This is a genomic window from Kyrpidia sp., assembly GCF_023512215.1.
GTDB lineage: Bacteria > Bacillota > Bacilli > Kyrpidiales > Kyrpidiaceae > Kyrpidia > Kyrpidia spormannii.
Window position 1 is genome coordinate 1 of record NZ_JAILZZ010000004.1, and the last position, 24,948, is coordinate 24,948.

At 59.5% G+C, this 24,948-nt stretch carries 21 protein-coding genes, 1 pseudogene and 1 riboswitch; of the genes and pseudogenes, 6 read left to right on the top strand and 16 right to left on the bottom strand.

The features are described 5' to 3' along the window. Window positions 1-391 precede the first annotated feature (391 nt). The 8 genes from K6T64_RS02815 to K6T64_RS02850 form a co-directional block, all read right to left on the bottom strand. Entirely contained in the window at window positions 392-1,099 is a 708-nt protein-coding gene (locus K6T64_RS02815) for an ABC transporter ATP-binding protein (RefSeq protein WP_415270898.1), read from the bottom strand. 166 nt (window positions 1,100-1,265) lie between these two features. Next, window positions 1,266-2,051, bottom strand: coding sequence for an ABC transporter ATP-binding protein (locus K6T64_RS02820; RefSeq protein WP_170084981.1), 786 nt, complete (start codon window positions 2,049-2,051; stop codon window positions 1,266-1,268). Next, on the bottom strand, window positions 2,048-3,412 hold the full coding sequence (locus K6T64_RS02825; RefSeq protein ID WP_483306121.1) for a branched-chain amino acid ABC transporter permease: 1,365 nt from the start codon (window positions 3,410-3,412) through the stop codon (window positions 2,048-2,050). The genes K6T64_RS02820 and K6T64_RS02825 overlap by 4 nt, the downstream gene beginning before the upstream one ends. A 5-nt stretch (window positions 3,413-3,417) precedes the next feature. Then, complete coding sequence (locus tag K6T64_RS02830; RefSeq protein ID WP_288008481.1) at window positions 3,418-4,377, bottom strand: branched-chain amino acid ABC transporter permease; 960 nt, start codon at window positions 4,375-4,377, stop codon at window positions 3,418-3,420. Window positions 4,378-4,415: 38 nt separating this feature from the next. Then, window positions 4,416-5,642, bottom strand: coding sequence for a branched-chain amino acid ABC transporter substrate-binding protein (locus K6T64_RS02835; RefSeq protein WP_483306122.1), 1,227 nt, complete (start codon window positions 5,640-5,642; stop codon window positions 4,416-4,418). Window positions 5,643-6,294: 652 nt separating this feature from the next. Next, a complete protein-coding gene (locus tag K6T64_RS02840; RefSeq protein ID WP_288008483.1) occupies window positions 6,295-7,506 on the bottom strand; it encodes an acyl-CoA dehydrogenase family protein in 1,212 nt (403 codons plus the stop codon). 275 nt (window positions 7,507-7,781) lie between these two features. Continuing rightward, window positions 7,782-9,086: a CaiB/BaiF CoA transferase family protein gene (locus K6T64_RS02845; RefSeq protein WP_483306125.1), complete on the bottom strand. Its 1,305-nt coding sequence runs from the start codon at window positions 9,084-9,086 to the stop codon at window positions 7,782-7,784. Window positions 9,087-9,268: 182 nt separating this feature from the next. Then, window positions 9,269-10,669, bottom strand: coding sequence for an APC family permease (locus K6T64_RS02850; protein ID WP_288008485.1), 1,401 nt, complete (start codon window positions 10,667-10,669; stop codon window positions 9,269-9,271). Between the two features lie 348 nt (window positions 10,670-11,017). Then, window positions 11,018-11,130, top strand: a riboswitch (TPP riboswitch). Between the two features lie 270 nt (window positions 11,131-11,400). Between K6T64_RS02850 and thiC the strand changes: the two genes are divergently transcribed. Beyond that, window positions 11,401-13,185 carry a phosphomethylpyrimidine synthase ThiC gene (gene thiC, locus K6T64_RS02855; protein WP_100666918.1) on the top strand — a complete coding sequence of 595 codons (1,785 nt, stop codon included), beginning with the start codon at window positions 11,401-11,403 and terminating at the stop codon, window positions 13,183-13,185. Between the two features lie 196 nt (window positions 13,186-13,381). Then, window positions 13,382-14,221 carry an amidohydrolase family protein gene (locus K6T64_RS02860; protein WP_288008486.1) on the top strand — a complete coding sequence of 280 codons (840 nt, stop codon included), beginning with the start codon at window positions 13,382-13,384 and terminating at the stop codon, window positions 14,219-14,221. Here the strand turns inward: K6T64_RS02860 and K6T64_RS02865 are convergent, their stop codons facing one another. The 6 genes from K6T64_RS02865 to K6T64_RS02890 are packed head-to-tail and all read right to left on the bottom strand — an operon-like array spanning window position 14,222 to window position 19,599. Beyond that, window positions 14,222-15,052, bottom strand: coding sequence for an HAD family hydrolase (locus K6T64_RS02865; protein WP_288008487.1), 831 nt, complete (start codon window positions 15,050-15,052; stop codon window positions 14,222-14,224). It abuts the gene before it with no gap. Window positions 15,053-15,065: 13 nt separating this feature from the next. Next, complete coding sequence (locus K6T64_RS02870; protein ID WP_100666915.1) at window positions 15,066-15,827, bottom strand: ABC transporter permease; 762 nt, start codon at window positions 15,825-15,827, stop codon at window positions 15,066-15,068. A gap of 1 nt (window position 15,828) precedes the next feature. Then, window positions 15,829-16,827, bottom strand: coding sequence for an ABC transporter ATP-binding protein (locus K6T64_RS02875; RefSeq protein WP_288008488.1), 999 nt, complete (start codon window positions 16,825-16,827; stop codon window positions 15,829-15,831). Between the two features lie 16 nt (window positions 16,828-16,843). Further along, window positions 16,844-17,479, bottom strand: a complete 636-nt coding sequence (locus K6T64_RS02880) for a GntR family transcriptional regulator (RefSeq protein ID WP_170084971.1) — start codon at window positions 17,477-17,479, stop codon at window positions 16,844-16,846. Window positions 17,480-17,513: 34 nt separating this feature from the next. Further along, window positions 17,514-18,314 (bottom strand): HAD family hydrolase, encoded by an 801-nt coding sequence (locus K6T64_RS02885; RefSeq protein WP_198592112.1) that lies wholly within the window; start codon window positions 18,312-18,314, stop codon window positions 17,514-17,516. 16 nt (window positions 18,315-18,330) lie between these two features. Next, window positions 18,331-19,599: a glycosyltransferase gene (locus K6T64_RS02890; RefSeq protein ID WP_288008489.1), complete on the bottom strand. Its 1,269-nt coding sequence runs from the start codon at window positions 19,597-19,599 to the stop codon at window positions 18,331-18,333. A 240-nt stretch (window positions 19,600-19,839) separates the two neighbouring features. Here K6T64_RS02890 and K6T64_RS17005 point away from each other — a divergent pair. From K6T64_RS17005 to K6T64_RS02910, 4 genes and pseudogenes are all read left to right on the top strand, one after another. Beyond that, window positions 19,840-20,267: pseudogene (locus tag K6T64_RS17005) on the top strand (IS607 family transposase). 61 nt (window positions 20,268-20,328) lie between these two features. Next, window positions 20,329-21,657 (top strand): RNA-guided endonuclease InsQ/TnpB family protein, encoded by a 1,329-nt coding sequence (locus K6T64_RS02900; protein ID WP_353737783.1) that lies wholly within the window; start codon window positions 20,329-20,331, stop codon window positions 21,655-21,657. Beyond that, on the top strand, window positions 21,658-21,948 hold the full coding sequence (locus K6T64_RS02905; protein ID WP_170084840.1) for a limonene-1,2-epoxide hydrolase: 291 nt from the start codon (window positions 21,658-21,660) through the stop codon (window positions 21,946-21,948). A 162-nt stretch (window positions 21,949-22,110) separates the two neighbouring features. Continuing rightward, window positions 22,111-22,746, top strand: coding sequence for a Uma2 family endonuclease (locus K6T64_RS02910; RefSeq protein ID WP_170084968.1), 636 nt, complete (start codon window positions 22,111-22,113; stop codon window positions 22,744-22,746). A 65-nt stretch (window positions 22,747-22,811) separates the two neighbouring features. Here the strand turns inward: K6T64_RS02910 and K6T64_RS02915 are convergent, their stop codons facing one another. After that, window positions 22,812-23,774 carry an aldo/keto reductase family protein gene (locus tag K6T64_RS02915; RefSeq protein ID WP_288008493.1) on the bottom strand — a complete coding sequence of 321 codons (963 nt, stop codon included), beginning with the start codon at window positions 23,772-23,774 and terminating at the stop codon, window positions 22,812-22,814. 118 nt (window positions 23,775-23,892) lie between these two features. Then, entirely contained in the window at window positions 23,893-24,894 is a 1,002-nt protein-coding gene (locus K6T64_RS02920; protein WP_100666909.1) for a zinc-dependent alcohol dehydrogenase family protein, read from the bottom strand. Window positions 24,895-24,948 lie beyond the last annotated feature (54 nt).

The window sequence follows — 24,948 nt, forward strand, 5'->3', positions numbered from 1 at the left end:
AGACCCTTCTGCAAACCTTCTTTCCAACCTTTTTCAATGGCTTCCCGTTGAACAGAGTAAAGCAGGTCGGCCACGCCCCCACCTCCGCCACGATATCGTTAGAATTCCGCGATATCTTCACGACCTCCCCCCTGCCCTCAGTATAGTCAAGGTACAACGATCGGGCCAGCCTTAGATCTCCAATCGCGAATGAACGATCGGGCCATGAGGTATCTCGCACTGAACCATGCGGCAATTCATAGGTACGGCAAACAAATGGTCGATAAAATGACTGACTAGTGTCCAATGGTCTACACCATTCCAGTAGAACTTCATGAGGAACCACGACGAGGGGCCATGGCACCCGATCCTTTGACGATCCAAGCCGACCCCATCCTCAACCGTCCTCTCCTCACGCCAGGTACGCTGCCTTAACCTCTTCATTTTCGATCAACGCCTGGGCCGCATCAGCGAGGAGAATTTCCCCGTTTTGGATGACGTACCCCCGATCAGCCAGTTGAAGAGCTTGAAAAGCGTTCTGCTCCACCAGCAAGAGGGTCATGCCCCGCCGATTCAATTCGCCCAGAATTTCAAAAATCTGCTCCACGACGATGGGCGCCAGCCCCATGGACGGTTCGTCGAGGAGCAGCAACGACGGTTCACCCATCAACGCCCGGCCGATGGCGAGCATCTGCTGCTCCCCGCCGCTGAGCGTCCCCGCCTTCTGATTCAGGCGCTCCTTGAGCCGCGGAAAGTAGTCAAATACTTCCCCCATCCGGTCCCTGATCCTTTCTTTGTTGCGGACCCCAAAGGCACCGAGCTCGAGATTCTCCCACACGGTCAACCGAGAAAAAATCTTGCGTCCCTCGGGCACATGGCCGATGCCAAGGCTCACCACTTCATGGGTGGGACAGCGCGTAATCTCCTGCCCATCGAATACGATTCGCCCCTCTTTCACCGCAGCCTGAGCAGAGATCGCTCGGAGGGTGGTGGTCTTGCCCGCTCCGTTTGCGCCGATCAACGTGACGATTTCGCCTTTATCTACGGACAAGCTCACCCCTTTGAGAGCGTGGATCCCGCCGTAGAACACGTGTATCTTCTCTAAAGTGAGAAAACCCACCTTCTCCCCTCGCATCCTTTGCCGCGCTGATTGCAAGCGATGCTCACCTCCACACGATCTGACCCCAAACCAGCCTGTTAAAAACCCTCCAGCGTACGGCTGGTTGGCTTCGCACACGGCTCTCCCCACGCACGGCGCCGCCGCCCATTCGCACCTCTCCCACGGCTCAAGAATACGTGCCGTCAGCGACGGCACTGCGCCCGAGATAGGCCTCGATCACCCTGGGATCGGACCGAATCTCCTCGGGCGTACCCTCGGCAATAATCCGACCGTAATCAAGTACCACGATGCGCTCCGAAATATCCATCACCAATTTCATGTCGTGTTCGATCAGCAAAACGGTCAGCTCGAAGTCGTCCCGCAGCCGGCGGATCAACTCACTCAGTTCCCAGGTTTCCCGGGGGCTCATGCCGGCGGCCGGTTCGTCCAGCAGCAACAACTTCGGCCGGGTGGCCAGAGCCCGGGCAATCTCCAGCCGACGCTGAACGCCGTAAGGAAGATTTTTGGCCGGCTCGTTGATCCACGGTTCGAGATCCAGATATGCCAGCAGTCCGCACACCTCTCCCAGGGCCCGGCGCTCTTCGATGCGGGTTTTGCGTCGGTTCAACAAAATATCGAAGATCCCTGACTTCAATCGCCCGTGCATCGCAACCCGTACGTTGTCGACCACCGACAGATCAGCGAAGAGGCGGATATTTTGAAATGTCCGGGCAATCCCCAGAGCGGCCACCCGATCTGGGCGCAACCCCACCAAAGACCGGCCGTCAAAAAGAATGTCTCCGCGATCCGGCTGGTACACACCGGTCACCAGGTTAAACAATGTCGTCTTTCCCGCGCCGTTCGGCCCAATCACCGCAGTGATCGATCCCTTTTCTACATCAAAATCGATTTGATCTACCGCCACCAAGCCCCCGAATTGCTTGCCGACACAGCGCACCTCCAACACATTCACGGCGACATTCCCTCCTTCTGCACGCTCTTATCCGACGGAGGCGAGGATTCTGGTTCCTCCAAAGGACCACCCGAGGAAAGCGATGAATGGGCACCGGCCATTCCAGGCCGAAACTCCCGGGCCAACTCCGCCATGCGCTTCGGGTCGTGCCGCCGCAACCGGGCGGGCAACAGCCCCTTCGGTCGAAACACGGTAAAGAGAATCAACAACATGCCGAAAAGGAAACGCTGCATTTTCGAAGGTGAAAGGGCCGATGGAAATGAAATCACGCCCTGGGCAGCCAGTTGATTGAACCAATTGGTCAGTTGCGGCAACAACTGAAGGTTCAATGCCGTCACCAGGCACGCCCCCACCACCGCTCCGGGCAGGCTACCCATCCCCCCCAAAATCACCATCACCAGAATTGTGATCGATTCCAGCATCGTGAAACTGGTGGGGTCGATAAATGCCTGCTTGGCGGCAAACACCACCCCCATGATCCCCGAAAAACTCGCCCCGGCAGCAAAGGCGGTCAATTTTGTCCGCACCAGCGGCACGCCCATCGCCTGAGCCGCGATCTCGTCTTCCCGCACCGCCTTCCACGCCCGGCCAATCCGAGAATTTTCAAGCCGGTGGACAGCGTACAGCACCGCCGCCAGCAAGACGAGCACAAGGAAGTAATAATGGTGAGGAAACGTAAATCTCACGCCGAACAGTTCCGGCGGCTGGACCGACGAAATCCCGATGGCACCGTTGGTGATGTTCACCGGTTTATCTAAGTTGTTAAAGATGATTCGGATGATCTCCCCGAACCCGAGGGTCACGATGGCGAGATAATCCCCTTTGACCCGAAGCACCGGCAAACCCAACAGCACCCCGAAAAGCCCGGCGATGAACATCCCCAAGGGAAGAAACAGCCAGAACAACCCTCCGGGAAGGGGAAAATTATGCACGCTCAAAAATTGGTTGGCTTGATCGGAGAAAAAGATGGCATACGTGTAAGCGCCAAGGGCAAAGAAAGCCACAAAGCCGAGATCCAACAGACCGGCAAATCCCACGACAATGTTCAGGCCCACCGCCATGGCGATGTAGATCCCCATCTGGGTCGCGACTTCCATATAAGATTCATAAGCCGGGCCCGTCGAGGCAACAAGAGGTAGGATCACTCCCAGGACCACCGCTGCCCAAATCCATTGAACCTTGCGAGGAAGGCTTGAATAGTACAAAAAAAGGAGTGAGGCGAGTAACAACAGAAACCAAAGGACTGACTGCCCGGTCACAGTCCACGCCACCAAGACCCCGGCCGTATAAACCGCAAGAATCAGCGCTTGAATCCAAGGATTGTACCGCGCGAATGGAAACGTCCATTTAATCGCCTTCACGCCGCTCACACCTTCTCTTTGACGACCTGACCGAACAGACCCTCGGGTTTAAACAGCAGGACGGCGATAAGGATGAGGAAGGCAAAAACGTCTTTGTACTCAGCCCCGAGCACCCCGCCCGTCAACACACCAAGCTCCGCCGAGGCGAACATCTCCAGGATCCCGAGGAGAAATCCTCCGAACATGGCGCCGCGTATATTGCCGATCCCCCCTAGGACAGCCGCAGTAAAGGCTTTCAACCCGAGGATGAAGCCGATGTAGGGGTCGATGGTCCCGTACTGCTGGGCGAACAACACCCCGGTGGCCCCGCCGAGAGCCGAGCCGATAAAAAATGTCAACGCAATCACCTTGTTGACATTGATAGACATCAGGGCCGCCGTGTCCTTATCCTCGGCCACCGCGCGCATCGCGGCCCCCCATTTGGTCCTCTGAACAAACAACCCGAGCCCGGCCATCATGACGATCGCTGCGCCCAAGACGATCAGGGCGTTGGTCTTGACGGTCACAGAACCCAATGAGATCTCCGAATCGTACAACGCGATCCCGGTGACGATGTAATTTCCGGTTCTCCATTCCGCAATGAAGCGAACCACATCCTGCAAGACGAAAGAAACGCCGATGGCGGAGATCAAAGGAATCAGGCGGGGGGCGTTGCGAAGCGGGCGATAGGCCACCCGCTCGATGCCGACCCCCAGAAAACCAGTGATCACCATGGCCACAACCAAAGCGATCAGCAGAGCCGCCGCTTTCGGGATGGCCTGGAGCACCCCGGCTGCATTCAACCCCATCAAGACGGCCGTGCCGACAAAGGCCCCGGTCATGAAAATTTCACCGTGTGCGAAGTTGATCAACTCCAGAATTCCGTAAACCATGGTGTATCCCAGGGCGACGGTGGCGTACACGGCGCCCAAGGTGATGCCGTCCACCAAAACCTGCGGAAGATTTTGCAAGATTTGGGCCAGCATACGCATCCCCCCGACAAAAATGCGGTCTTAAGGCGGGTTCATTCCTTTGTCAACTCACCGATCTGTTTCCCGGGATACTGGCCGGGTTCAAATTGATACACGTAGACCTTGGCGTACTTGTTGTCGCCTTTATTGTCGAAGCCGACTTCGGTGACAACTCCCTTATAATCCTGGATAGCCCGCACGGCATCCCGCACCTGTTCCCGGCTGGGTTTCTTGCCGCCGTTGGCCCGGATGGCGTTTTCGACAGCTTTCAAGAGGACCATGGCACTGTCGTACCCATAGGAGGAATAGGATTCGACCTTTTTGCCGAATTTTTGTTCATATCGCTGGGCCCATTGCTTCCCTTGGTCCGTTTTGGTGACATCGGCGGCAATCGAGGTGTAATAAGTGTCGACAATGGCGGGACCGGCGATTTCCACCATGCTGGAGGAGTCGAGGGCATCACCGCCCATAAACTTCATATTAAGTCCTTTGTCCCGGGCCTGTTTGACGATCAATCCGCCTTCCGCATAGGTCCCGCCGTAATAGATGAGATCGGGGTTCTTCGCTTTGACCTGGTTTAGCACGCCGTTAAAATCTTTTTCGCCCACGGTGATGCCTTCATAACCGACAATCTCGGCGCCCAGCTTTTGCGCGGCGTCCCTAAATGCATCCGCCAGCCCCTGACCGTAAGCGGTTTTATCCTGGATCACGAAAATCTTTTTGGCCCCGAGTTGTTGAACGGCGAATTTGGCGCCGGCCGGTCCCTGAAAATCATCCCGGGCACAGATGCGATTGACGGTCTTCAGTCCTCGATCGGTGACCTGGGTGGCCGTGTTGGACGGCGAGACCATGGGAATGGAGTATTTTTCATAGACTTCCGACGATGGAATGGCTACACCGGAATTGAGGTGCCCGACCACACCCAGAATGTCCGGATCTGCGGCGATCATTTGGGCGTTGGCCACGCCCTTTTTCGGATCGGCCTGGTCGTCGTAGGGCACCAGCTGGAGAGTAAAGCCGAGTTTCTTAAAATCTTCTGCGCGATCCTCCACAGCCATCTGCGCCCCGAGTTTGATCGCTTCACCCAAGGTGGCGTTCCCGCCAGAGAGAGGAGACTGGGTGGCGATCTTGATGACCCCTCCTGACGCGCCACCCCCGGAGTCTAACGAGGACGGCAACGCGCCCCCGCCCCCACAGGCGGTGACAAGGAAAGCGACCATGGCAACGGCCAGCGAAGAGCGAATTCTCAGAGATCGATTTCGAATCCGTTCCACAAACATGACCTCCTTCTGGATGTCGTAGGCTCGGCGAACTTCGCCTGGCCATACTCGTGCTTGGTACCTGGGACTTCACTGCAACTATTTTATGTTAGATATACGTAATAAATCTTACGATAACAACGCGATTCTGGGGCAGATTATACCAACGGTTGTGCTAGACGTCAAGTTTTATTTTCTTAAATGTTATATTATATTCCCGATCTCAGGGATCGCTCTCGTGCGGAGGAAATCAAGGAGGGGCTGAGGAACAAGACATACTTTTTTGGTTGGAAGCCAACAGGAAAATTCGACAAATGAAGAAAGCCTCCCAAGGGAAGCCATACCCAAGGAGGCGATGCCATTGTGTATGATCTAGTCCGATATGTTTGTAACATCTCTCCTACCGTTCAGTTCCCCCGGATACGGCAGCGCCTAGACCACCAACTGGACGGGGATGTCAATCTCCACGCCGGGTCTCGACCACGGATGGACCCGTGGGTGAAGCACCAGAAACTTCTCGGCAGCGACATAGAGTAGGAGGGGGCGACCAGCCCCCGTCCTCTCACACCACCGGACGTGCGGGTCCGATCTGGCTGTTCATCAAGCCTGATAGGCCAAAGGTTCACCTTCAACAACCTGATACATGACCCTTTTACGTTTGTCTTTAAACTCTTCAGCCTCGCTCCCCGTCCACCTCAAAGGGCCAGGAGGGCAACATCTTGTTCAGCGGCTTGTCCTCCCGGTATCCCAATGCGTACTCCGCCTGCATAATTGTGTGGATCTCCCGGGTCCCCTCGTAGATCACAGGCGCCTTGGCGTTGCGCAGATACCGTTCCACCGGGTATTCGTTCGAGTATCCGTACGCCCCGTGGATCTGCACCGCTTCGCTGGCCGCCTCCCAAGCCGCGTCGCAGGCCACCCATTTGGCCAGGGACACCTCCCGGGTGCAGCGTTGCCCTTGATTTTTCAGCCAACCCGCCTTCCACACCAGAAGCCGGGAGATCTCCAGGTTCGCCGCCATCTTCGCAATCATCTGCTGCACCAGCTGGTGCCGCCCGATCTCCTTCCCAAAGGTCTCCCGCTCGTGGCTGTATTTCAGCGACGCCTCCAGGCAGGCCTGAATCGTCCCGCAGGCCCCCGCCGCCACGGTGAACCGCCCGTTGTCCAGAGCCGACATGGCGATCTTGAACCCCTCGCCTTCTTCACCTAGCCGATTCTCCTCCGGCACCCACAGATCCTCAAAAATGATCTCCCCGGTATTCCCGGCCCGGATGCCGAGTTTCCCTTTGATCGGCCGGCTGCTGAACCCTTCCCAGGTCCGCTCGACGATAAATGCCGTGATCCCGTGGTGTTTCTTGGATTTATCCGTATAGGCGAACACCAGAAAATGATCCGCCACATCCGCCAAGGAGATCCAAATTTTCGACCCGTTCAACCGGTACCCCTTGCCGTCCCGCACCGCCGTGGTCTGCATCGACGCCACGTCCGACCCGGCCCCGGGCTCGGTCAGGCCAAAGGCCCCCAGTTTCTCCCCTTTCGCCTGGGGAACCAAATATTTTTGCTTTTGCTCCTCGGTGCCCCACTGCAGGAGAGTCATGGAATTCAGCCCGGTGTGCACCGACACCGCGGTGCGAAACGCCGTGTCCCCCCGCTCCAACTCTTCACACACCAAAGCCAGGGTATTGTAATCCATCCCCGCCCCGCCGTAGGCCTGGGGAATGCACACGCCCATCAGGCCGAGCTTCGCCAGCTTGTCCAGGACGCTGCGCTCAAAATGATGGTTCTCATCCCACTCTTTGATGTAGGGCAGAATCTCCTTGTCCACAAAGTCCCGCACCATATCGCGAACGGCAATCTGCTCTTCTGTCAAACTAAAATCCAGCATGGTGTCTCTCCTTTTCTGTTCAGTCTGTTCGGCGGGCCCGGCGGTCCATTCGGCAGTCCGCCGATCTTTTTGGTTGGCCCGGCGTTCCGTTCGGGTGGCCTCCGGTTCGTTTGGCCGGCCTGCCGGTCTCTTTGGCTGGGCTCCGTCGATTTGGCCGGTTCTGGCAGGACCGACTTCTGCACGGCTGGCCCTCCCCGCCGCACGTCCCGGGGCCAAAGCCCTGGCAAGGACCTCATTCCCGCGAGGCCAACCAGAGCGGCCACACCCTTCGTACCCTACCGCGAGTCGGATTCGGGCCTCTGCCCGGAAGCCCCGTCCCCCGGCGCCGGCCCCCTGCTCCTGCCCCGGCGAACGCTTCCACCCGCCTCCAGAGCTTCAATTTGCTCCAGCGTATAGCCGAGTTCCAATAAGATCTCCTCGGTATGCTCCCCCAGATCCGGAGGATGCCGCCGGATCTGCACCGGAGTTTCCGACAATTTTAACGGATTCGCCACCACCGGCACCTCCCCGGCGGACGGATGGACCAGACGGCGCACCATCTCTCGGGCCTGAACCTGGGGATCGGCGAACACCTGGTCCATCGTCTGGATGGGACCACAAGGAATCTCGTGCTCCGCCAGAGCCGTCATCCACTCCCGCCCCGTCCGCGTTCGGAACCGCTCCTGAAGCATGGGGATCAGCACGTCGCGATTCTCCACCCGGCGGTCATTCGTGGCAAACCGGGGATCCTCCGCCCACTCCGGCACCCCCATCGTCTCGCACAACCGCCGGAATTGCCGGTCGTTGCCGACCGCCACGGCGATCTCCCCGTCCGCCGCCTCAAAAGTTTGATACGGCACGATGTTCGGGTGTTGATTGCCATACCGCCGGGGGACATTGCCGCCCACCAGGTAATTGCTGGCCACGTTCACCATGGCGGCGATCTGCACATCCATCAGCGCCAGGTCGATGTACTGCCCCACCCCGGTTCGCTCCTTCACCCGCAGCGCCGACACGATCCCGAGGGCGGCGAACAGCCCGGTGAACACATCGGCCACCGCCACCCCGACTTTCATCGGCCGCCTGTCCGCCTCCCCGGTGATGCTCATGAGTCCCGACATCGCCTGGACGATAAAATCATATCCGGGCAGGTTCCGGTACGGCCCGGTTTGGCCGAATCCGCTGATTGAGCAATAGACGAGATCCGGCCGGAGCTCTTTGAGCTGGGTATATCCCACCCCCAGCTCCTCGGCCTTCCCCGGGCGAAAATTTTCGATCACCACGTCACTGCGGGCGGCCAGGCGCCTGATGACCTCCAGCCCCTCGGCAGACTTGAGGTTAACGGCAATCGACCGCTTGTTCCGGTTCGCACAGAGATAGTACGCGCTGACATCCCCGGCAAAGGGAGGGCCCCAACTCCGGGTCTCGTCCCCACCCCGGGGCGTCTCCACTTTGATCACTTCCGCCCCCAGGTCCCCCAGCAGCATCGTACAAAAAGGCCCGGCCAACACCCGGGAAAGATCCAGCACCCGCACACCGGCCAGGGGAGCGGCAACATCACCGGGTGGAATCGGCGCCCATTTTGGGGCCTCATCATCCATCCTCATTGCGCCATCCCCTGCCCGATCCAGCAACGTTTATCAATCCGTCCCATCCCTTGCCACCTTCCTCGCTCGATAAACAAAAGCCACCTGCCACTTATCGTCATCGTGCACTCGCCATTCCGGTCACGCAACACTAACGGCAGCCGGACCCTCCGTTTCTTTCAATCTCAAGAGTCCCCTCAATGCTCTTGGGAGTCCGCCAGGATACTGCCGGCTTTTTCCGACACCTCGGGAAATTTCTTCAACCGATACCACGTCCAACCGATGCCCGCCAGGACGATAGCCAGGGTGATCCACGGGAACCAATTCATCGGCCACTCCTGTTCGGGCTGAACGAGTTGCCAAAATGGCCAGACGAGAATCACCAGCCCGACGATGGGGACCAACAGGTGGCGAACCCACCCAAACTGCTCCCGATGAACTTTTAAATAATACCACGGCAATGCCAGGTTTGACACCGCATACATCAGGATCAACGGGATCGTCCCCAGGGTGGTCAAATACCCGTAGGTGGTGTTGGCATCAAATTTTAATCCCAATAACAACGCCAAAAGAGTGGCGACGCCCATGTACGTGTAAATCGCCACGTGGGGCGTCTGATTCTTGCCGTGCACCCGGCCAAAAATCGACGGAAGCAGGTGCTCCCGCCCGGCGTGGAACAGGATGCGGGTCTGGGAGTTCCCCGCCGCCACGATGGTGGCCACGATGCTCGTCAATCCGGCCAAATCGACGAGAACGCGAAAAGGCCCCAAATACTGCCGGCCTAACGTATCAAAAGGCGCTTCGTCCTTGGCCATCAGGTCGATGTGGCCCGGACCGAACCCCAAAACCGCCGCATAAGACGAAAGGATGAATAAAACCGCCACGATCAAAATCGTGAAAAAGATCGCCCGGGGAACATTTCGCCGGGGATCGGCGGTCTCCTCGGCGAGGGCACCGCTATTTTCCCATCCTACAAACATAAACATCACCAAAGGAAAAGCGGTGGCCAAAGCTCCCAGGGAAGCCCCCGAAGGAGTGAGAGGCACGGCGGATATCCCCTGGGCGCCCCCTTTGATCAAGATCGCCCCGGCGAGAAGCAGGAGCACCCCCGCTTCAAAGAAGAAGAAAACGATCGCCCAAAAGGAGGACACCTTCACTCCGCGCAAAAGCAGCGCCGTAATTCCGAGGCTCCCGATGATCATCACCGCCAGCCAGGGCACGTGAAGGCCGAGATCCCGGGACAATAGCGCCGACACCCAGCCGCCGAGCACCGCGATGACCCCGGCGATGGCAATAATGTACCCGATGACGATAACGAAAGCACTGGCGGTCCCCACCGCGCCGCCAAAGGTCCGGCTAATAAAAGTGACGAAGGATCCAGCACTGGGGATCGATTTGGAGAATTGGGCCATCGTATTCCCCAACGTCAGCACCGCGATGCCCGCGACCATGACTTCAAAAGGAATCGAAGAACCCACCGTGGCGGCCAAAAAGGCTGCACCGAAAAAAAGACTCATGGCGGGGCCGATGTTCGCGAGGCCCGAGACCATCACATCGCCAAAACTCAGCACGCCGCGTTTCAACGTTGTTTGACTCATCCCACAACCCCTTCTCCTGCAAGAATTGATGATTCCCTCTCGGCGGTACCCCCTTACCCGAATCTTTGACTTTCTGACCCGGGCGCCCCCCCATCAGCCAGTTAGCAAGAATCATACCAAAGAAAATAGAGGTTTCTCCTATCGGCCTTTTTCAAGGTTCACCAGCCCGGGGCGACAATTCAGCACGCAACGGACTTCTCCTACTGTTACATTGAGTGCGGAACAATCCGCCCATGAATCATTCGTGTATCGTTGAATCACAGGCGAATCGGCCATGCCGCCCCACCTCCTCCCCGGCCCGTTCCCTTGCCCCCGGAGCGCCCTTGTGCTATTCTCAAACCAGCACAACTGCACATCTACGGGAGCTCGGGGAGCCGGGCTGAGAGGGCAGCCGATCCGCTGCCGACCGTCAGAACCTGACCTGGGTAATGCCAGCGGAGGAACACTTGTCGTCGCTCAGCGCCGTGCCACAAAACACCGTTTTCGACACGCGTCCGCGCCAAACCGCCCCCGGTCCGGCGCGGTTTTTCTTTTCCTCGCCAAACCCGCCGGCCAGGGCCCAGACAGGTGCGACGGGATCTCCCCAGAGGAGCGGCAACGGAAGTTCCCCAGAGTGGCCGCCACGCCGACCAGCCTTCCGGACCGCGCGCCGGGCGCCACCGGGTGAACGGTCAGGAACCCCGCCGACGCCCTGGACGTGCAGCATGACCACCCCAAAGGAGGTCTCTTCCATGCCGAATCCAAACGGTCCCTTTGTACCGTCTTATGCCGGGCATTTTCCAGAAAGTCGCAAAGTGTATCTTCAAGGTTCTCGCCCGGACCTGCGGGTGCCGATGCGGGAAATCCATCTCTCCCCAACCGATGGCCTCTCGGGGCCGGAAAACAATCCGCCCCTTCGGGTGTACGACACGAGCGGCCCCTACACCGACCCGGATTATGTCCCGGACGTGCGCCGGGGCCTTCCGCCCCTGCGTCGCCCGTGGATTCTCGAGCGCGGTGACGTCGAAGAATACGAAGGCCGCCGGGTGCTGCCCCAGGACGACGGAATGCGGCCCGACGACCCCCGGGCGAACCGCGAAGTGTTCCCCGGTCTCACGCGCAAACCCTTACGGGCGAAGCCCGGCCGGACAGTGACCCAGATGCATTACGCAAGACAAGGTATCATCACCCCGGAAATGGAGTTCGTCGCCCTCCGGGAGAACCTGGATCCCGAATTCGTCCGCCAAGAGGTCGCCCGGGGCCGGGCCATCATTCCGGCGAACATCAACCACCCCGAGAGCGAGCCGATGATTATCGGACGGAATTTTCACGTGAAAATCAACGCAAATATCGGCAATTCAGCGGTATCCTCGTCCATTGAGGAAGAAGTGGAAAAAATGACCTGGGCCACCCTGTGGGGGGCGGATACGGTCATGGATCTATCCACGGGGCGCAATATCCATACGACGCGGGAGTGGATCATCCGCAACTCCCCGGTTCCCATCGGCACGGTCCCGATCTATCAGGCTTTGGAAAAAGTAGACGGCCGCCCGGAAGAGTTGACATGGGAGATCTACCGGGACACCCTCATCGAACAGGCGGAGCAAGGAGTGGATTATTTCACCATCCACGCCGGTGTCCTGTTGCGGTACATTCCTCTCACCGCCAAACGGGTGACGGGCATCGTCTCCCGGGGCGGATCGATCCTCGCGGCCTGGTGCCTGGCCCACCACCGGGAGAACTTTTTATACACCCATTTTGAAGAGATCTGCGAGATCCTGCGGGCCTATGACATCTCCGTGTCCCTGGGCGACGGCTTGCGTCCGGGCTCCATCGCCGACGCAAACGACGAGGCACAGTTCGCCGAATTGGAGACCCTCGGCGAACTCACCAAAATCGCGTGGAAACACGACGTTCAGGTGATGATCGAGGGCCCCGGGCACATTCCCATGCACAAAATCAAGGAAAACGTCGATCGGGAGATGGAAGTTTGCCAGGAAGCGCCCTTCTACACCCTGGGACCCCTGGTGACCGATATCGCCCCGGGGTATGACCACATCACCTCGGCCATCGGGGCCGCGATGATCGGCTGGTTCGGCACGGCCATGCTCTGCTACGTGACACCCAAAGAGCACCTCGGGCTGCCAAACAAACAAGATGTCAAAGACGGGGTCATCGCTTACAAAATCGCCGCCCACGCCGCAGATCTCGCCAAAGGCCACCCCGGCGCCCAGGCTTGGGACGACGCCCTGTCGAAAGCGCGGTTTGAGTTCCGGTGGCGGGATCAGTTCCACCTTTCCCTGGACCCGCGGCGGGCCTATGCCTTCCACGACGAAACCCTCCCCGCCGAACCGGCAAAAACGGCTCATTTTTGCTCGATGTGCGGCCCGAAATTCTGCAGCATGCGCATCACCCAGGACATCCGGGAGTACGCGGCGAGCAAGGGAATGGAGCTGAGCGAGGCCGTCGAAGTCGGGATGGCGGAGAAAGCCGAGGAGTTCCGGCGAAGCGGCGGCGACATCTACCGCCCGGTCTGATTCCCAAAGATATGACTCAAGCCGGCGTCAAGACCTCCTTCCGCCTCCGGGCCATGGCCGGCCCGGGGGTATTTTTGGGCGCCCCTCCGCAAAGAGCCCTTTGTGAAGAGTTTGCGCACTTCGCCACCACTTTCTACGCGTTTCTAACTCTCGAATCATTTTGCTAAAATGGCTACAAAAAGGAGGTCTTCGTCGAATGATCGATGTGCACACCCACGCCTTCCCCGAACGGCTGATGAACGCGATCTACGCCTGGTTTCGCCGGGATGGCTGGAAGATTCCTTATGACGGCAAACAGACCGAAGAGCTCTTTGCAGAACACAGAAAGCAGGGAATGGAGCGATTCTTCGTCCTCTTGTACGCCCACAAACCGGGAATGGCGCGGTCCTTGAACGACTGGTTGGCGGACCTGGCGACGGTTCATCCCGAGGTCGTTCCCATCGGATGCGTCCACCAGGACGACGATGTCAGTGCGGAAACCGAGTATTGCTTGGGGGAACTGGGTTTTGCGGGAATGAAACTCCACTGCGCCGTGCAGCGGGTCTCCATGGACGACCCGAGGCTCGATCCACTGTATGAAACATTGATCGCTTTCAACAAGCCTTTGATCGTTCACGCCGGGACGGCCCCCCGGGACTACACCGGAACGGTGGGCGTTCGATTTTTCGCCCGGACCATGGACCGGTTTCCCGAACTTCGGGTTCAAGTGGCTCATTTCGGCTTGTACGAGACCGAATCTTTTGTGCGCCTCGCCGAGCAGCTGCCGAACGTCGTCTTTGACACGGCGGCCATCACCCCGGAAACACTCAACCACTGGCCTGGCCCCATGGGTTGGCCGCCGGCGGAGCAATGGGTGGAGTGGATCGAACGCCTGCCCGGACGCGTACTTTTTGGCAGCGACATTCCATTTTTAAACGGCCAGGCCGATGTGAAAGCCTGGTTCGAGGGTCTGCCCCTGAGCCAACAGGTCAAACAAGAGATTCTGGATACCAACGCCCGGCGGTTCTGGAATTTGACGGACCCCCCTCGCTCGTGATCAACGGGAGTTCTGAGGAGAATTCCAGTGAACGAACAGGGACTCGATCCGTCTCTCGTGGTACGTGGCGTGCACCGGGTGGGGCACCCGGTGCGGGTCCAGAAAAAAGGTCCGGCATCCCCCGCGCCGGGCCGGCACCACATCATTCCGGTAGTTGTCGCCCACCATGAGCACCTCGTCGAGGGAAACGCCGAATTTGGCCGCCCACTCCCGCAACCGGGGGAGCAATCCGGCAGGTTTGCCCGTGACAAAGGAGCAAACCTGAAACAGACCTTTCAAGCCGAGTTTTCCAATGATCGCCCGGCTATCCGGTTCCGGGCTGTTCGTGGCCAGGATCTGCACCACCCCTTCCCGGTTGCGAGCTTGGATGAACTCCCTCAGACCGGGCACTGTCCTGAGCGGCACCGTATCCTCCATCATATACGCCCGGGTAGCCAGGAAGCTTTCCCTCAGCCGCTCGGGCGGCACCCGGTGCCACGCCGCCAGGGCGATCATCGACCACCAAAGGTCGCCGATGTACAACCAATCCCCCAGGTCCCGTTCTTGTTCCACGTCGTTCACCAGATCATCATAAAAGGCTGACCCCGCCTGTACCACCTCCCCCTCCCAGGTCATTAAACCCTTCGGGCCGCAGATCTGCCCCGTTCTGCCATTGAAAAACATCCCCACCCGCAGAGGGTGGCGTTCCTCTTCAATCTCTTCCCAATCCCGTTCAAACACTCTCAGTCGGGGGGCCCCGGCTGCCAGAAGTTCGCAATAACGACGAAAATGGCTCCGATCCCGATACAAAGTCCCGTCCAGGTCATACACGATCATCCGAATGTCCGGCATCCCTTCACCTCCCCTACCGAATCAATCGCCGACGCAACAAGATCACGGGCAGCCATGAAAGGGCTGCGGCCGCCACGGCCAACCACAGCGCATCCGCCCAGACATGAGTCCACGTGCCGAAGATCAACTCCCGGCTCATGCGCACCCCATGCATCAGGGGTGTAAACCACGCCACCGCCTGCACCGCGGAAGGCAATCCCTCCAAAGGGAAGAAGATCCCGGAAAACACAAACATTGGAGTGATCAACAACGTGATGTAGTAATTAAAATGATCGATTTGAGGGACGAGGGTGGAAGCGGTCATGGCCAGGGCCGAAAAAACCAACCCCACGAGCAGAGCCGCGGGCGGAACCAGGAGGGCGGAGTAATGCCACCCCGGCACAAACCCGAACACCTCCACCACCGCCAGGATGATCACCCCGACGATGGCCGCTTTGACTGCCCCATAAACCAGTTCTCCGACCGCCACTTCCTCCACGTTCACCGGGGTCGCAATCATGGCATCGAAAGTCTTCTGAAACTCCATGCGGACAAAAGTTCCATAGGTCGATTCGAAAGTCGCCGCAAACATGGCCGTGGACGCCACAATCCCCGGAGCGATAAAGGCAGTGTACGAAACGCCATCGATCCCGCCCACATAGCGAGTCATCCCCACACCCATTCCCAAAAGATACAAAAAGGGTTCAAAAAAATTCGACACAAGGTTGTTCAACCAGTAGCGACGAAACACATCCATATTTCGGGCGAACACCGCCCATACCGCCCGCGCGCTCATCTCATCCCTCCCGGAGGGTCCGCCCGGTGAGTCGCAGGAATAAATCGTCCAAAGTCGTGGGCCTGGAGAAAAAGCCCGCCCCGCCAAGTCCCATGGCCTTCAAACGCTCGCAGGCTGCAGTGGCCTCCTCGACGGACTCTGTATAAAGCAACAATCGATCTTCCGCCGACTCCCACCCGCGAATCCCTTGATTCCCGATTTGACCGACCCCGGCAGCCGTGTCGACTTCTAACCGCCTCAGCGCCTCTTGGTGCTGTGCCGGAGGTAGCATCACCTCTGCCGTCCAGGGCCCGGCGTGAGCTTCAATCAGACCCTGGGGCGATCCCTCGGCCAGAATGCGTCCCCCGTCCATGATGACGAGTCGGTCGCACAACCGGGCGGCTTCTTCCATGTAATGGGTGGTCAGGAGCAGCGTGACCCCCCGGGTGCGCAGTTCCCGCATCTTGCTCCACACCAGCTGCCGGGCTTGGGGATCCAGCCCGGTGGTGGGTTCGTCCAGAATCAACAGCTCCGGGTTGTTGATCAAGGCCCGGGCGATAACCAGCCGACGTTTCATCCCCCCGGAGAGACTGTCCACCCGGGAATCCCGCCGCTCCGCCAAACCGACAAAATCCAGCAGCTGCTCGGCCCGTTCCAGGGCAATTCTCCGGGACAGGCCAAAATACCGGGCGAACACGAGCAGGTTCCGGATCACCGTGAAATCAGGATCCAGATTATCCTCCTGGGGAACCACGCCGATCCGGGCTTTGATCCGCCGCATCTCCGTGCGGACATCCATCCCCAGCACAAAGAGTTCCCCGGCGCTGAGGGGCGTGCGACCGTAAATCATCTTCATCGTCGTGGATTTCCCCGCCCCATTGGGGCCGAGCACCCCGAAACACTCGCCGCGCCGAACGAGCAAATCAATCCCCCGGACCGCCTGAAAATGGCCGTACTGCTTGACGAGTCCCCGGGCCCGCACCGCCGGGTCCCCGGGCCCTCGGTTGCTTTCTGCCGACACTGAGGCACCCCTCCTGTCACATCTGGGGGCCGCTCCCCAACAACCGCTCCACCTGGGCCAGAGACCCGGGTTCTGCAATGAGCCAAAGCAGATCCCCGGCGGACAGGGGGGCCTCTCCGGCCGCGAGATTCATGGCCCGGTCCGACCGCTCGATGGATACCACCGTCGCCCCGGTCACGTTGCGAAAAGAGAGTTCCCTCAGGGTTTTTCCGATCACCGGAGAACCTTCGGGAATCGCCACGCAGTGAAGTAAATCGTGCAACACCACGTACCGGTGAGAAGAATGCTGAATATCGTGAAGCACCTGGTCGATCTCGTTGTCAATCACCCGGCGTTTTTCCACCAATTCGGTGAGGCGGCGGTGCAACTCTTCCAGCGTGCGCTTAAAATGCATCTGGGACAGGAACAATTCAGCCGCCCGTTTCGACAATACCACGATTCCAACGCCGGGTTGCACCCGGACCACTTTCGCGGCATCAAGCACGGAAATCGCCCTGCGAATCGTTTCCGGCGACACGTTGTACTGACTGGCCAGGGTGGACCGACCGTGCAACTTCATGCCTTCCGTATACTCCTGGGACGCGATTTTTTGAGCAATATCCACAGCGATCTGCTCATAGCGAGAAAGACCCTCCGAATGGGGACCAGCCACAACCACGCACTCCTTCGCACAGTTTCCGGGGCTGTCAGGGCCCGTCGATGTTCGGACCCCCATACCAATGCTCCCATCCTTGGAGTATACCACAGGCGTAAGGTTTCGAGGCGATGTATACCCGGGGCGGCCAACGTTCTTCCCGCATCCCCTTATCGGCGTTTCCGACCAGCACAGCGGGAAAGCCGGCCAGAAGCAGGTCCCGGTCGTTTCCGTTGTCCCCACAGGCGAGGACCTTCCGCCAACCCAGCCGGGCCACGGCGTACCGGGCCGCCGCCCCTTTCCCCCCCGAGGCCGGAATCACGTCGAGCCGCCCTCGGCTGACCACCACCCGGGTCGGTAAACCGGCCTCTTTCAGTGCTTGCTCGACCCTGGCGACAACGCCTGGATCTCCATCCCACCTGCCGCTGATTCGCCCTTTCGGCCCCCGGGGATCTTCACCGTCCACCGCGTCCACAGAAAAGCCCGGGACTCTTTTCAGGGCCCGGACCACCTCCACCGGACGCCAGGTTGCCAAGGCCCGGCTCCACCACCTCAAATCTTCTTCCCACTCCGTCCCGGAAACCGGCGAACCCTCGCCCCCCGCCGTTTCCCGGCCCGAACCTCCGCCGGGAAAACCTGAAACGGGGAAAAAGATCCGACTCCCCACGTCGGTAATCAACGCCTCCGGCCGTGGCAGCCCCGCTTCCCGCATCACGTGCAGCGCCGAGTCCAGGTAACGGCCGGTGGCATAGGCCAGTCCCCACTGCGGCCGCCCTTCCCGCCAGCGCAAAAAGGCGGACAAACACTCCGAGGAACCGAGTAACGTGTCATCCAAATCAGTAACGATCCCCATCTCCACCCGAGGCTGTTCAGGGGAGGACGACGGGCTGTTGGACGTAGCCCAGATAGACTTCCACCACTTGCGGAGCGATGTTCGGCCAGAAAAACCTTCGCCGGGCATCCCTAGTCCCCTTTCTGCGGAAGGCGTTTCGAAGAGACGGACTCACCCACATTTCGTCCATGGCTTTGACCAATGCCCCGGAGTCCCGGGGCGGGACCAGCCGGCCTGTGACCCCATCCTGAACGATATGGCGGAGACCTCCAACCCCGGAGGCGATCACGACACCCCCCGCCGCCATCGCTTCTGCCGCCACCAAACCGAAGGATTCATACCAGGAGGGCACCACCACCATCTCCGCCCCCCGGTACAGCTGCGGCAATTTTTCGTTCGCCACCGGGCCGAGGTAGTGAACGCGATCCGGTATCGTGGTCAGCAGTTCGCCAAGAGCGGCATGGCTCGCCGTCCATCGCCGCCACTCCCGGCCTTCCCGGTCCCCTCCTGCAATCCACAAATCCGGAACATCGGGATTCCGGGCCACCCACATGCTGTATGCGTCCAACAGTACACCGAGACCTTTCTCCATCGCCAATCGGCCGACGTACAACACATAAGGCCGCCGATGTCCATTTGGATCCACGGGCACCCCGCAGTCCCGATCCGCCGTATCATCCGTTTCCGACTCCGCTTTCGGATCGGCTATAAAATGTTCCCCCACCCCCGCCGGGATCACACTGATGGGCGCCGTCGCCGTCTTCCCGCAAAATTCCTTGGCATGCTCTCTCTCGGTTTCGGTGGTCACCACGACGTGATCGGCCTCAACCAAGATCGACCGTTCCTTCCAGAGCCTCTCCCAGTCCCAACTGCCCGTCCGAAGCCCTTTTACCATACCCAGGGAATGCGGCGTGTAAATGAGCGGATAGTTCAACTCCCGGCGCAGGACGCGCCCTAGGGTGCCCGACATCCAGTAGTGGGCGTGGACCAGATCATACGGCCCACAAGTGGCGATCTTCGCCGATAATTCATGATAAAAAAGATCCAGCCGCTCATAGAGGTCATCTTTCGGGAGATAGCCCCGCTTCCCGGCCGCCACCCGGATCACCCGGGCGCGATCCCCGAAGGCTTCTACCTCCGGCGCATCCTCCCGGGACCAGTGGGTGTAGACATCCACTTGATGCCCCAGGCGATCCAGGTGGAGACTAAGCTGATACACGTACTGATTCTGCCCGCCACTTTGGGTATCCCCAAGTGTCGCCAGAGGATCGCCGTGATCCGAAATCATGCAGACGCGAAGCCCCATCCTTTCACCCCCTCAAACACCTTCCGACAACTTAATTTTATACATGAGTTGTCTGGATGTCAATTCGACCCGATTCGGGCCGTCTGTCGATAGGAGGCGGAAAGGATGTGCTACAATGGACATCGAAAAGATCGCCAGGCAGAGGAGGTTGAATACAGTTTTTGGCATTCTATGAAGAAGAGAAGTGATTTGCCGAAAATCAACGTCACCTGATAGAATCTGATATAGGGTGATGTTCAGGTGAAGCTCTATTCGATTCGAGAGTTTGCGGAGAAACTCGGCGTCAGTGTCTCCACTCTTCGAGCGTGGAACAGGGAAGGCAAGCTGGTGCCTTTGCGAACTCCCACCAACAAGCGCAGATACACCGAGGATATGTTCTATCAGGCGTTAGGAATCGGGAAACGAAAAGAAACAAAGAAAACGGTCATTTACGCCCGGGTGTCTTCCGCAGGGCAAAAGCCTGACCTGGAGAACTAGTTGCGTTTCCTGAAGGAATTTGCGGCCGGAAAGGGCCTCATCATTGACGATATTTTCGTATTGTCCAGCATTTTGCGGCAAAACTCTACGGGTCACGAACCTACAGGGCGCGGAAACTGACCAAAGCCGTTCGGGAGGAGTTGGCCAGTGCGACAGACGATCCGACAAAAGAGCCTACCGCTGAATCGTGAGAAATGGAGGCAGATCGTCGAAGTGGCCGAGGCGTATTCCCGGCAGAAGGACGCCTTCTTGGTGGAGTACACGCAGGTGAGGTCCCTCAAGGATCTGGGGTATAAACGGAGAATTCGAGATGAACGGGTGGCCGCCGGGTTTGTGAGTCCGTTCGGGCTTCAGGCCCGGCAGTGGAAGCTGGCTTTGGAAGACGCCTTATGGACCTTGGAGCGACAGTGGGAAGCGGCGATTGCCGAGGTGCGGGACCGTCTTCACCGCAACGAGGGGTTAACCCCGAAGGAACGGGATTACGCCTTCTGGTTGCTGGACAAGTTCGGGGACAGGCCCCGGGATTGGAGAAAGATTGAGGCGGTTTTTCGGGATGAGGATCTGGCCGGGAAAAAGACCGAATTGGAGCCGGCCGGGCGGAAGAAGATCCGCCACGGGCTGAAGCGGCTGTTTCGCCGGGTCCTGGGAAAGAGGCCGCGGATCAAGAAAGCCCGGAGTTTTGTTGTGGATCAACAGATGTACCGAGTGTTCATGGTGGGCAACCGGCAGTATGTGGCGGTGATGGGGTTGTCCCCGGGAAAAAGGATCGTGATCCCCCTTTCTGGGATTCACAAGCTGAGGGGCAATCTGCGGGTGGTTCTGCTGCCGGACGAACAGGCGGTGGAGATTCACATGAGCCGGGAGCCGAAGACCTACCCGGCCGGGGAGGAAGAGGCGGGAATCGACCTGGGAGTCACCGAAGTTCTGACGGACGACTCGGGGAAGAAGTATCGGCCGGAGTACGGCCAGGCCCTGCAAGAGATGTCGGACCACGTGCTGGACAAAGGACGGAAACGCCAGAAGCTGTGGGCGTTGTATCGCAAAAACCGGGAGCGGGACCCGAGAAAGGCCCGGCGAATTCGGCGGCACAACCTGGGGCTGGTGAAACAGCACAAGCGACACAGGCGGTACAGGGCGTGGTGCGAGAACGAGATCAACCGGGCGTTTCGGGCGTTTTTTCGGGAACGCCGGCCGAGGGTGATCGCCTACGAAGATTTGTCCCACCTGCGGGGGAAGGCGAGGAACAAGGGGCTGTCCCGCAAGGTGAGCCAGTGGCAACGGCAGGCGATCCGGGGGCGACTGGAATACTTGTGCCATGTTTATTCCATAACCGATCCGGGACCGGTGAACGCCGCTTATACGAGCCAGACCTGTCCCTGTCCCGGATGCGGGTGGGTGGACGGCAAGAACCGCAACGGTGATTCGTTCCGGTGCCAAAAGTGCGGATATGAAGGAGATGCGGACCATGTGGCGGCGACCAATGTGAAGGGGCGTCTTCGCGACCAGGAGATCACAAAGTACACCTCACACAAAGAAGTCAAAAGAATTTTGCTGAAGCGCTACTGGGAGAACCACGCATGAATGAATCAGAGTTCCCGGGATGTTCCCGGGAGGACGGGACAGGGACAGGCCGGGCGGGAGAAAGACCGTGAGGGCGTGCGGGGGTTGGCGAAGGCCGCACGGAACACGGCTTTGACGATGAGGCGCAAGCGGAGCGCCGCCGGGTGGCTGATCCTGGGGGGTTCGGCAAAACGGCCTTCCGGGTTGGCAAAACCGATCCCTGTCCTGCCGGTGGGAGACGCGCAAGCGTCGAGGGACCACCCCGCCGTTTGGAAACTGTCGGTGCCGGACGCTGGTCGGCGGACGGCCTGATGGTACTGTTTCGGGCGGGACTCCAGATGCTCGGCCCCAGGGCCTCGCCAATCGGGTCTTCGGGGAGCAGCCAGCCTCTCGGAGAGCGTAAACTGCTTTGCTGTCAAGTCTGTCAATGTTTGATAGAAGTCGATAGCAAAAATGAAACAGGTGTGCGATGTTATGGAACAAAAGGAAAACCAACGGCCGACCCCGCAGCAAAAACCGTCGGTGGTTCGGGAAGGCGGAATGACCTACGACGATTACGCGGCCCTCGATGACGGAAACCGCTACGAATTGGCGGCGGGCCGCCTCGAGCTCATGAGTCCCTCCCCCTCACCCCGCCATCAACTGCTCAGCTATGAACTACTGAGGACATTGGCCGACACCTGTGAACGCGATTATATCATCCTAAACGCACCCATCGACTTGATTCTGTCGCCATCTGAAGTTCGCCAACCCGATCTTTTGCTGGTTCGCCAGGATCGCATCCACATTTTAACCGAACGCGGCGTGGAAGGTCCTCCCGATCTCGTTGTCGAAATTCTCTCACCCTCTACCCTGCAGAGAGACAAAGTGGACAAGGCGAAGGTTTATGCCTTTTACCGAATTCCCGAGTATTGGATCGTGGAACCGCAAACTTTCGTGCTCGAGCAATACATTCTGGAAAAGGAACGGTATGAACTGACCGCCGTCTACCATGGCGAAGAGCCGGTGAGTTCGCCGGGTATGCCTTGCATTTCTTTCACCATGCAAGCGATCGCCGAGCGGATCCCCGACATCGGGCCCCGCGCCGCCGGGACTAAGTCGAATCCTTGACGCCTCCCGTCAGCCCTTGGTCTCCAGGCCGGCGGCCGCCTCCCGCCCGCCGGCGCCAGGACCTGTCATTCCGCCACTCCCAAGATGCGGTCAATCTCCCGCAGCGCCTCCTCGGGCAGCACCACCCCCGCGGCCTTGACATTTTCCTCCACCTGCTCGGGCCGGGAAGCCCCCACCAAGGCGCTGGACACTTCCGGCAGCCGCAACACCCACGCCAACGCCATCCGCGCCAAAGTCAGGTCGTACCGGCGGGCGACGGCCGCCAGCTCCTCCACCTTTTGCAAGATTTCCGGTTGCAGGTATCGGCGCATAAAGGCCTGCACCTCCGGCGTGGCCCCCCGGCTGCCCGCCGGCGGCTGCTGGCCCGGGCGGTATTTGCCCGTGAGGACCCCTTGCCCAAGGGGCGAAAACACCACCTGGCCGATTCCCTCCCGGGCGCACAAGGAGATCACCTCGGCTTCGATGCCGCGATTGAGCATATTGTACAGCGGCTGGCTCGCCACAAACCGGTGCAACCCCAACTCCTGCTGCAGACGCACCCCATCGGCAATTTGCACCGGCGACCATTCACTGAACCCGGCGTACAAAATCTTCCCCTGGGTGATCAGATCATCGATGGCCCGGAGGGTCTCCTCCAAGTCTGTCTCCGGGTCAAACCGGTGGCAATAGAAAATATCCACATAATCCACCCCAAGGGCGGTCAAACTTTTCTCCACCTCGCCGATGATGTGTTTACGGCTGAGTCCTCGATCATTGGGTCCGGCTCCCACCGGCCAAAAGGCCTTCGTCGTCACCACATAGCTCTCCCGGGGGTACTCCCGCAGGGCCCGGCCCAGCACCCGCTCGGCGGCATGGGGTTCCGCCCCGTACACATTGGCACAGTCGAAATGATTGATCCCCAACTCAAAAGCTTTATGTACACAGGCCTCGGCTGTCCGCTCTTCAGTCACGGTCCCATAGGTCAGCCAGCTTCCCAGGGCAATCGCCGAAACTTTGAGTCCACTCTTCCCCAGCCTTCGGTATTCCATCCTTTGAGCCTCCTCATCAAAACAATCGCCCGGCGGCACCCGGGCCTCTTTTAGTTTATCACAGGAAAATCCGTGACAGTGTACGGCTGACAGGGGGTCGGCCAGCGCCGACACCCCGTCAGAAAACCACTTGAACTTTGAGCAACTCCGGCGCTTTCGGGCGTCCCAGAAATTCGGGCAGCTCCTCCAAGGCGATCGTTTTCGACAGCAAAGGCTTCACCTGGATCCTTCCCGCCGCCACCCACTCCAGGGCGGGCAGAAACGTGTGGTTAATGGCCATACTGCCGATCAGTGTCCAGTCCCGCCGATAGAGATCAAAAGGGCTCAGGGAGATTTTCGCCCTTTTGGGCGCTACGCCGAACTGCAAGAACTTTCCCGCCGGCCCGAGAAACCGCAAGGCCGTTTCAATCACCGCCGGCGCTCCAGTGGCATCCACCACCGTGTCGAAAGACTCCAGCTCCCCGCCGAGCTCCTTCTCCAGGGCCGCCGCCGGCACCGTCCGGGTGGCGCCAAACCGCCGGGCCAACGCCAATTTCCCCGGGTCGACATCCACGGCGGTCAACTCCGCCGCCCCGGCGTGGACCAGGGCCTGCACCAACTGCTGGCCCATCGCCCCGGCCCCGAAGAGGAGCACCCGTTCCCCCGGGCGAAGCTTCAGCCGGTTCATCCCGTGTACCACGCAGGCCACCGGTTCCGCGAACGCCCCTTCTTCAAAACTAAGAGCATCCGGCAACCGAAAAGCGGAAGACTCGGGTACCGCCACCTGTTCTGCGAACCCCCCGGGCACCGTGGTGCCGATGCCGCCCCAGTTTTCACAGTGATTCCCCCGGTTCGTGAGGCAATAGCGGCAGTGTCCGCAAAACAGAGACGGGTCCACCGCCACCCGGTCCCCTACCGCAAGGGACGTAACATCCGGGCCCACCTTGGCCACCACACCGGCGAACTCGTGCCCGGGGATGATCGGGTAACTGCCCAGAGAATCTCCCTCAAAGATATGAAAATCTGTCCCGCAAATCCCCGCCGCTTTGACGGAGACCACCACTTCACCCGGGCCCGGCTCGGGTTCCGGGACCTCTCGGATCACCGCCCGCCCCGGCTCGGGGATCACCATCGCCTTCATCGCACTCCCCTCCCTCCGCGCGCTGTCGATTGCAGGCTGCCCGCCCGAACGGGC

Excerpts from the sequence above, each read along its gene's own strand:
- K6T64_RS02830 (WP_288008481.1), bottom strand. The coding sequence starts at position 4,377 with ATGCTGGCCCAAATCTTGCAAAATCTTCCGCAGGTTTTGGTGGACGGC.
- K6T64_RS02835 (WP_483306122.1), bottom strand. The coding sequence starts at position 5,642 with ATGTTTGTGGAACGGATTCGAAATCGATCTCTGAGAATTCGCTCTTCG.
- K6T64_RS02840 (WP_288008483.1), bottom strand. The coding sequence starts at position 7,506 with ATGCTGGATTTTAGTTTGACAGAAGAGCAGATTGCCGTTCGCGATATG.
- K6T64_RS02845 (WP_483306125.1), bottom strand. The coding sequence starts at position 9,086 with ATGGATGATGAGGCCCCAAAATGGGCGCCGATTCCACCCGGTGATGTT.
- K6T64_RS02850 (WP_288008485.1), bottom strand. The coding sequence starts at position 10,669 with ATGAGTCAAACAACGTTGAAACGCGGCGTGCTGAGTTTTGGCGATGTG.
- thiC (WP_100666918.1), top strand. The coding sequence starts at position 11,401 with ATGCCGAATCCAAACGGTCCCTTTGTACCGTCTTATGCCGGGCATTTT.
- K6T64_RS02860 (WP_288008486.1), top strand. The coding sequence starts at position 13,382 with ATGATCGATGTGCACACCCACGCCTTCCCCGAACGGCTGATGAACGCG.
- K6T64_RS02865 (WP_288008487.1), bottom strand. The coding sequence starts at position 15,052 with ATGCCGGACATTCGGATGATCGTGTATGACCTGGACGGGACTTTGTAT.
- K6T64_RS02870 (WP_100666915.1), bottom strand. The coding sequence starts at position 15,827 with ATGAGCGCGCGGGCGGTATGGGCGGTGTTCGCCCGAAATATGGATGTG.
- K6T64_RS02885 (WP_198592112.1), bottom strand. The coding sequence starts at position 18,314 with ATGGGGATCGTTACTGATTTGGATGACACGTTACTCGGTTCCTCGGAG.
- K6T64_RS02890 (WP_288008489.1), bottom strand. The coding sequence starts at position 19,599 with ATGGGGCTTCGCGTCTGCATGATTTCGGATCACGGCGATCCTCTGGCG.
- K6T64_RS02905 (WP_170084840.1), top strand. The coding sequence starts at position 21,658 with ATGAATCAGAGTTCCCGGGATGTTCCCGGGAGGACGGGACAGGGACAG.
- K6T64_RS02910 (WP_170084968.1), top strand. The coding sequence starts at position 22,111 with ATGGAACAAAAGGAAAACCAACGGCCGACCCCGCAGCAAAAACCGTCG.
- K6T64_RS02915 (WP_288008493.1), bottom strand. The coding sequence starts at position 23,774 with ATGGAATACCGAAGGCTGGGGAAGAGTGGACTCAAAGTTTCGGCGATT.
- K6T64_RS02920 (WP_100666909.1), bottom strand. The coding sequence starts at position 24,894 with ATGAAGGCGATGGTGATCCCCGAGCCGGGGCGGGCGGTGATCCGAGAG.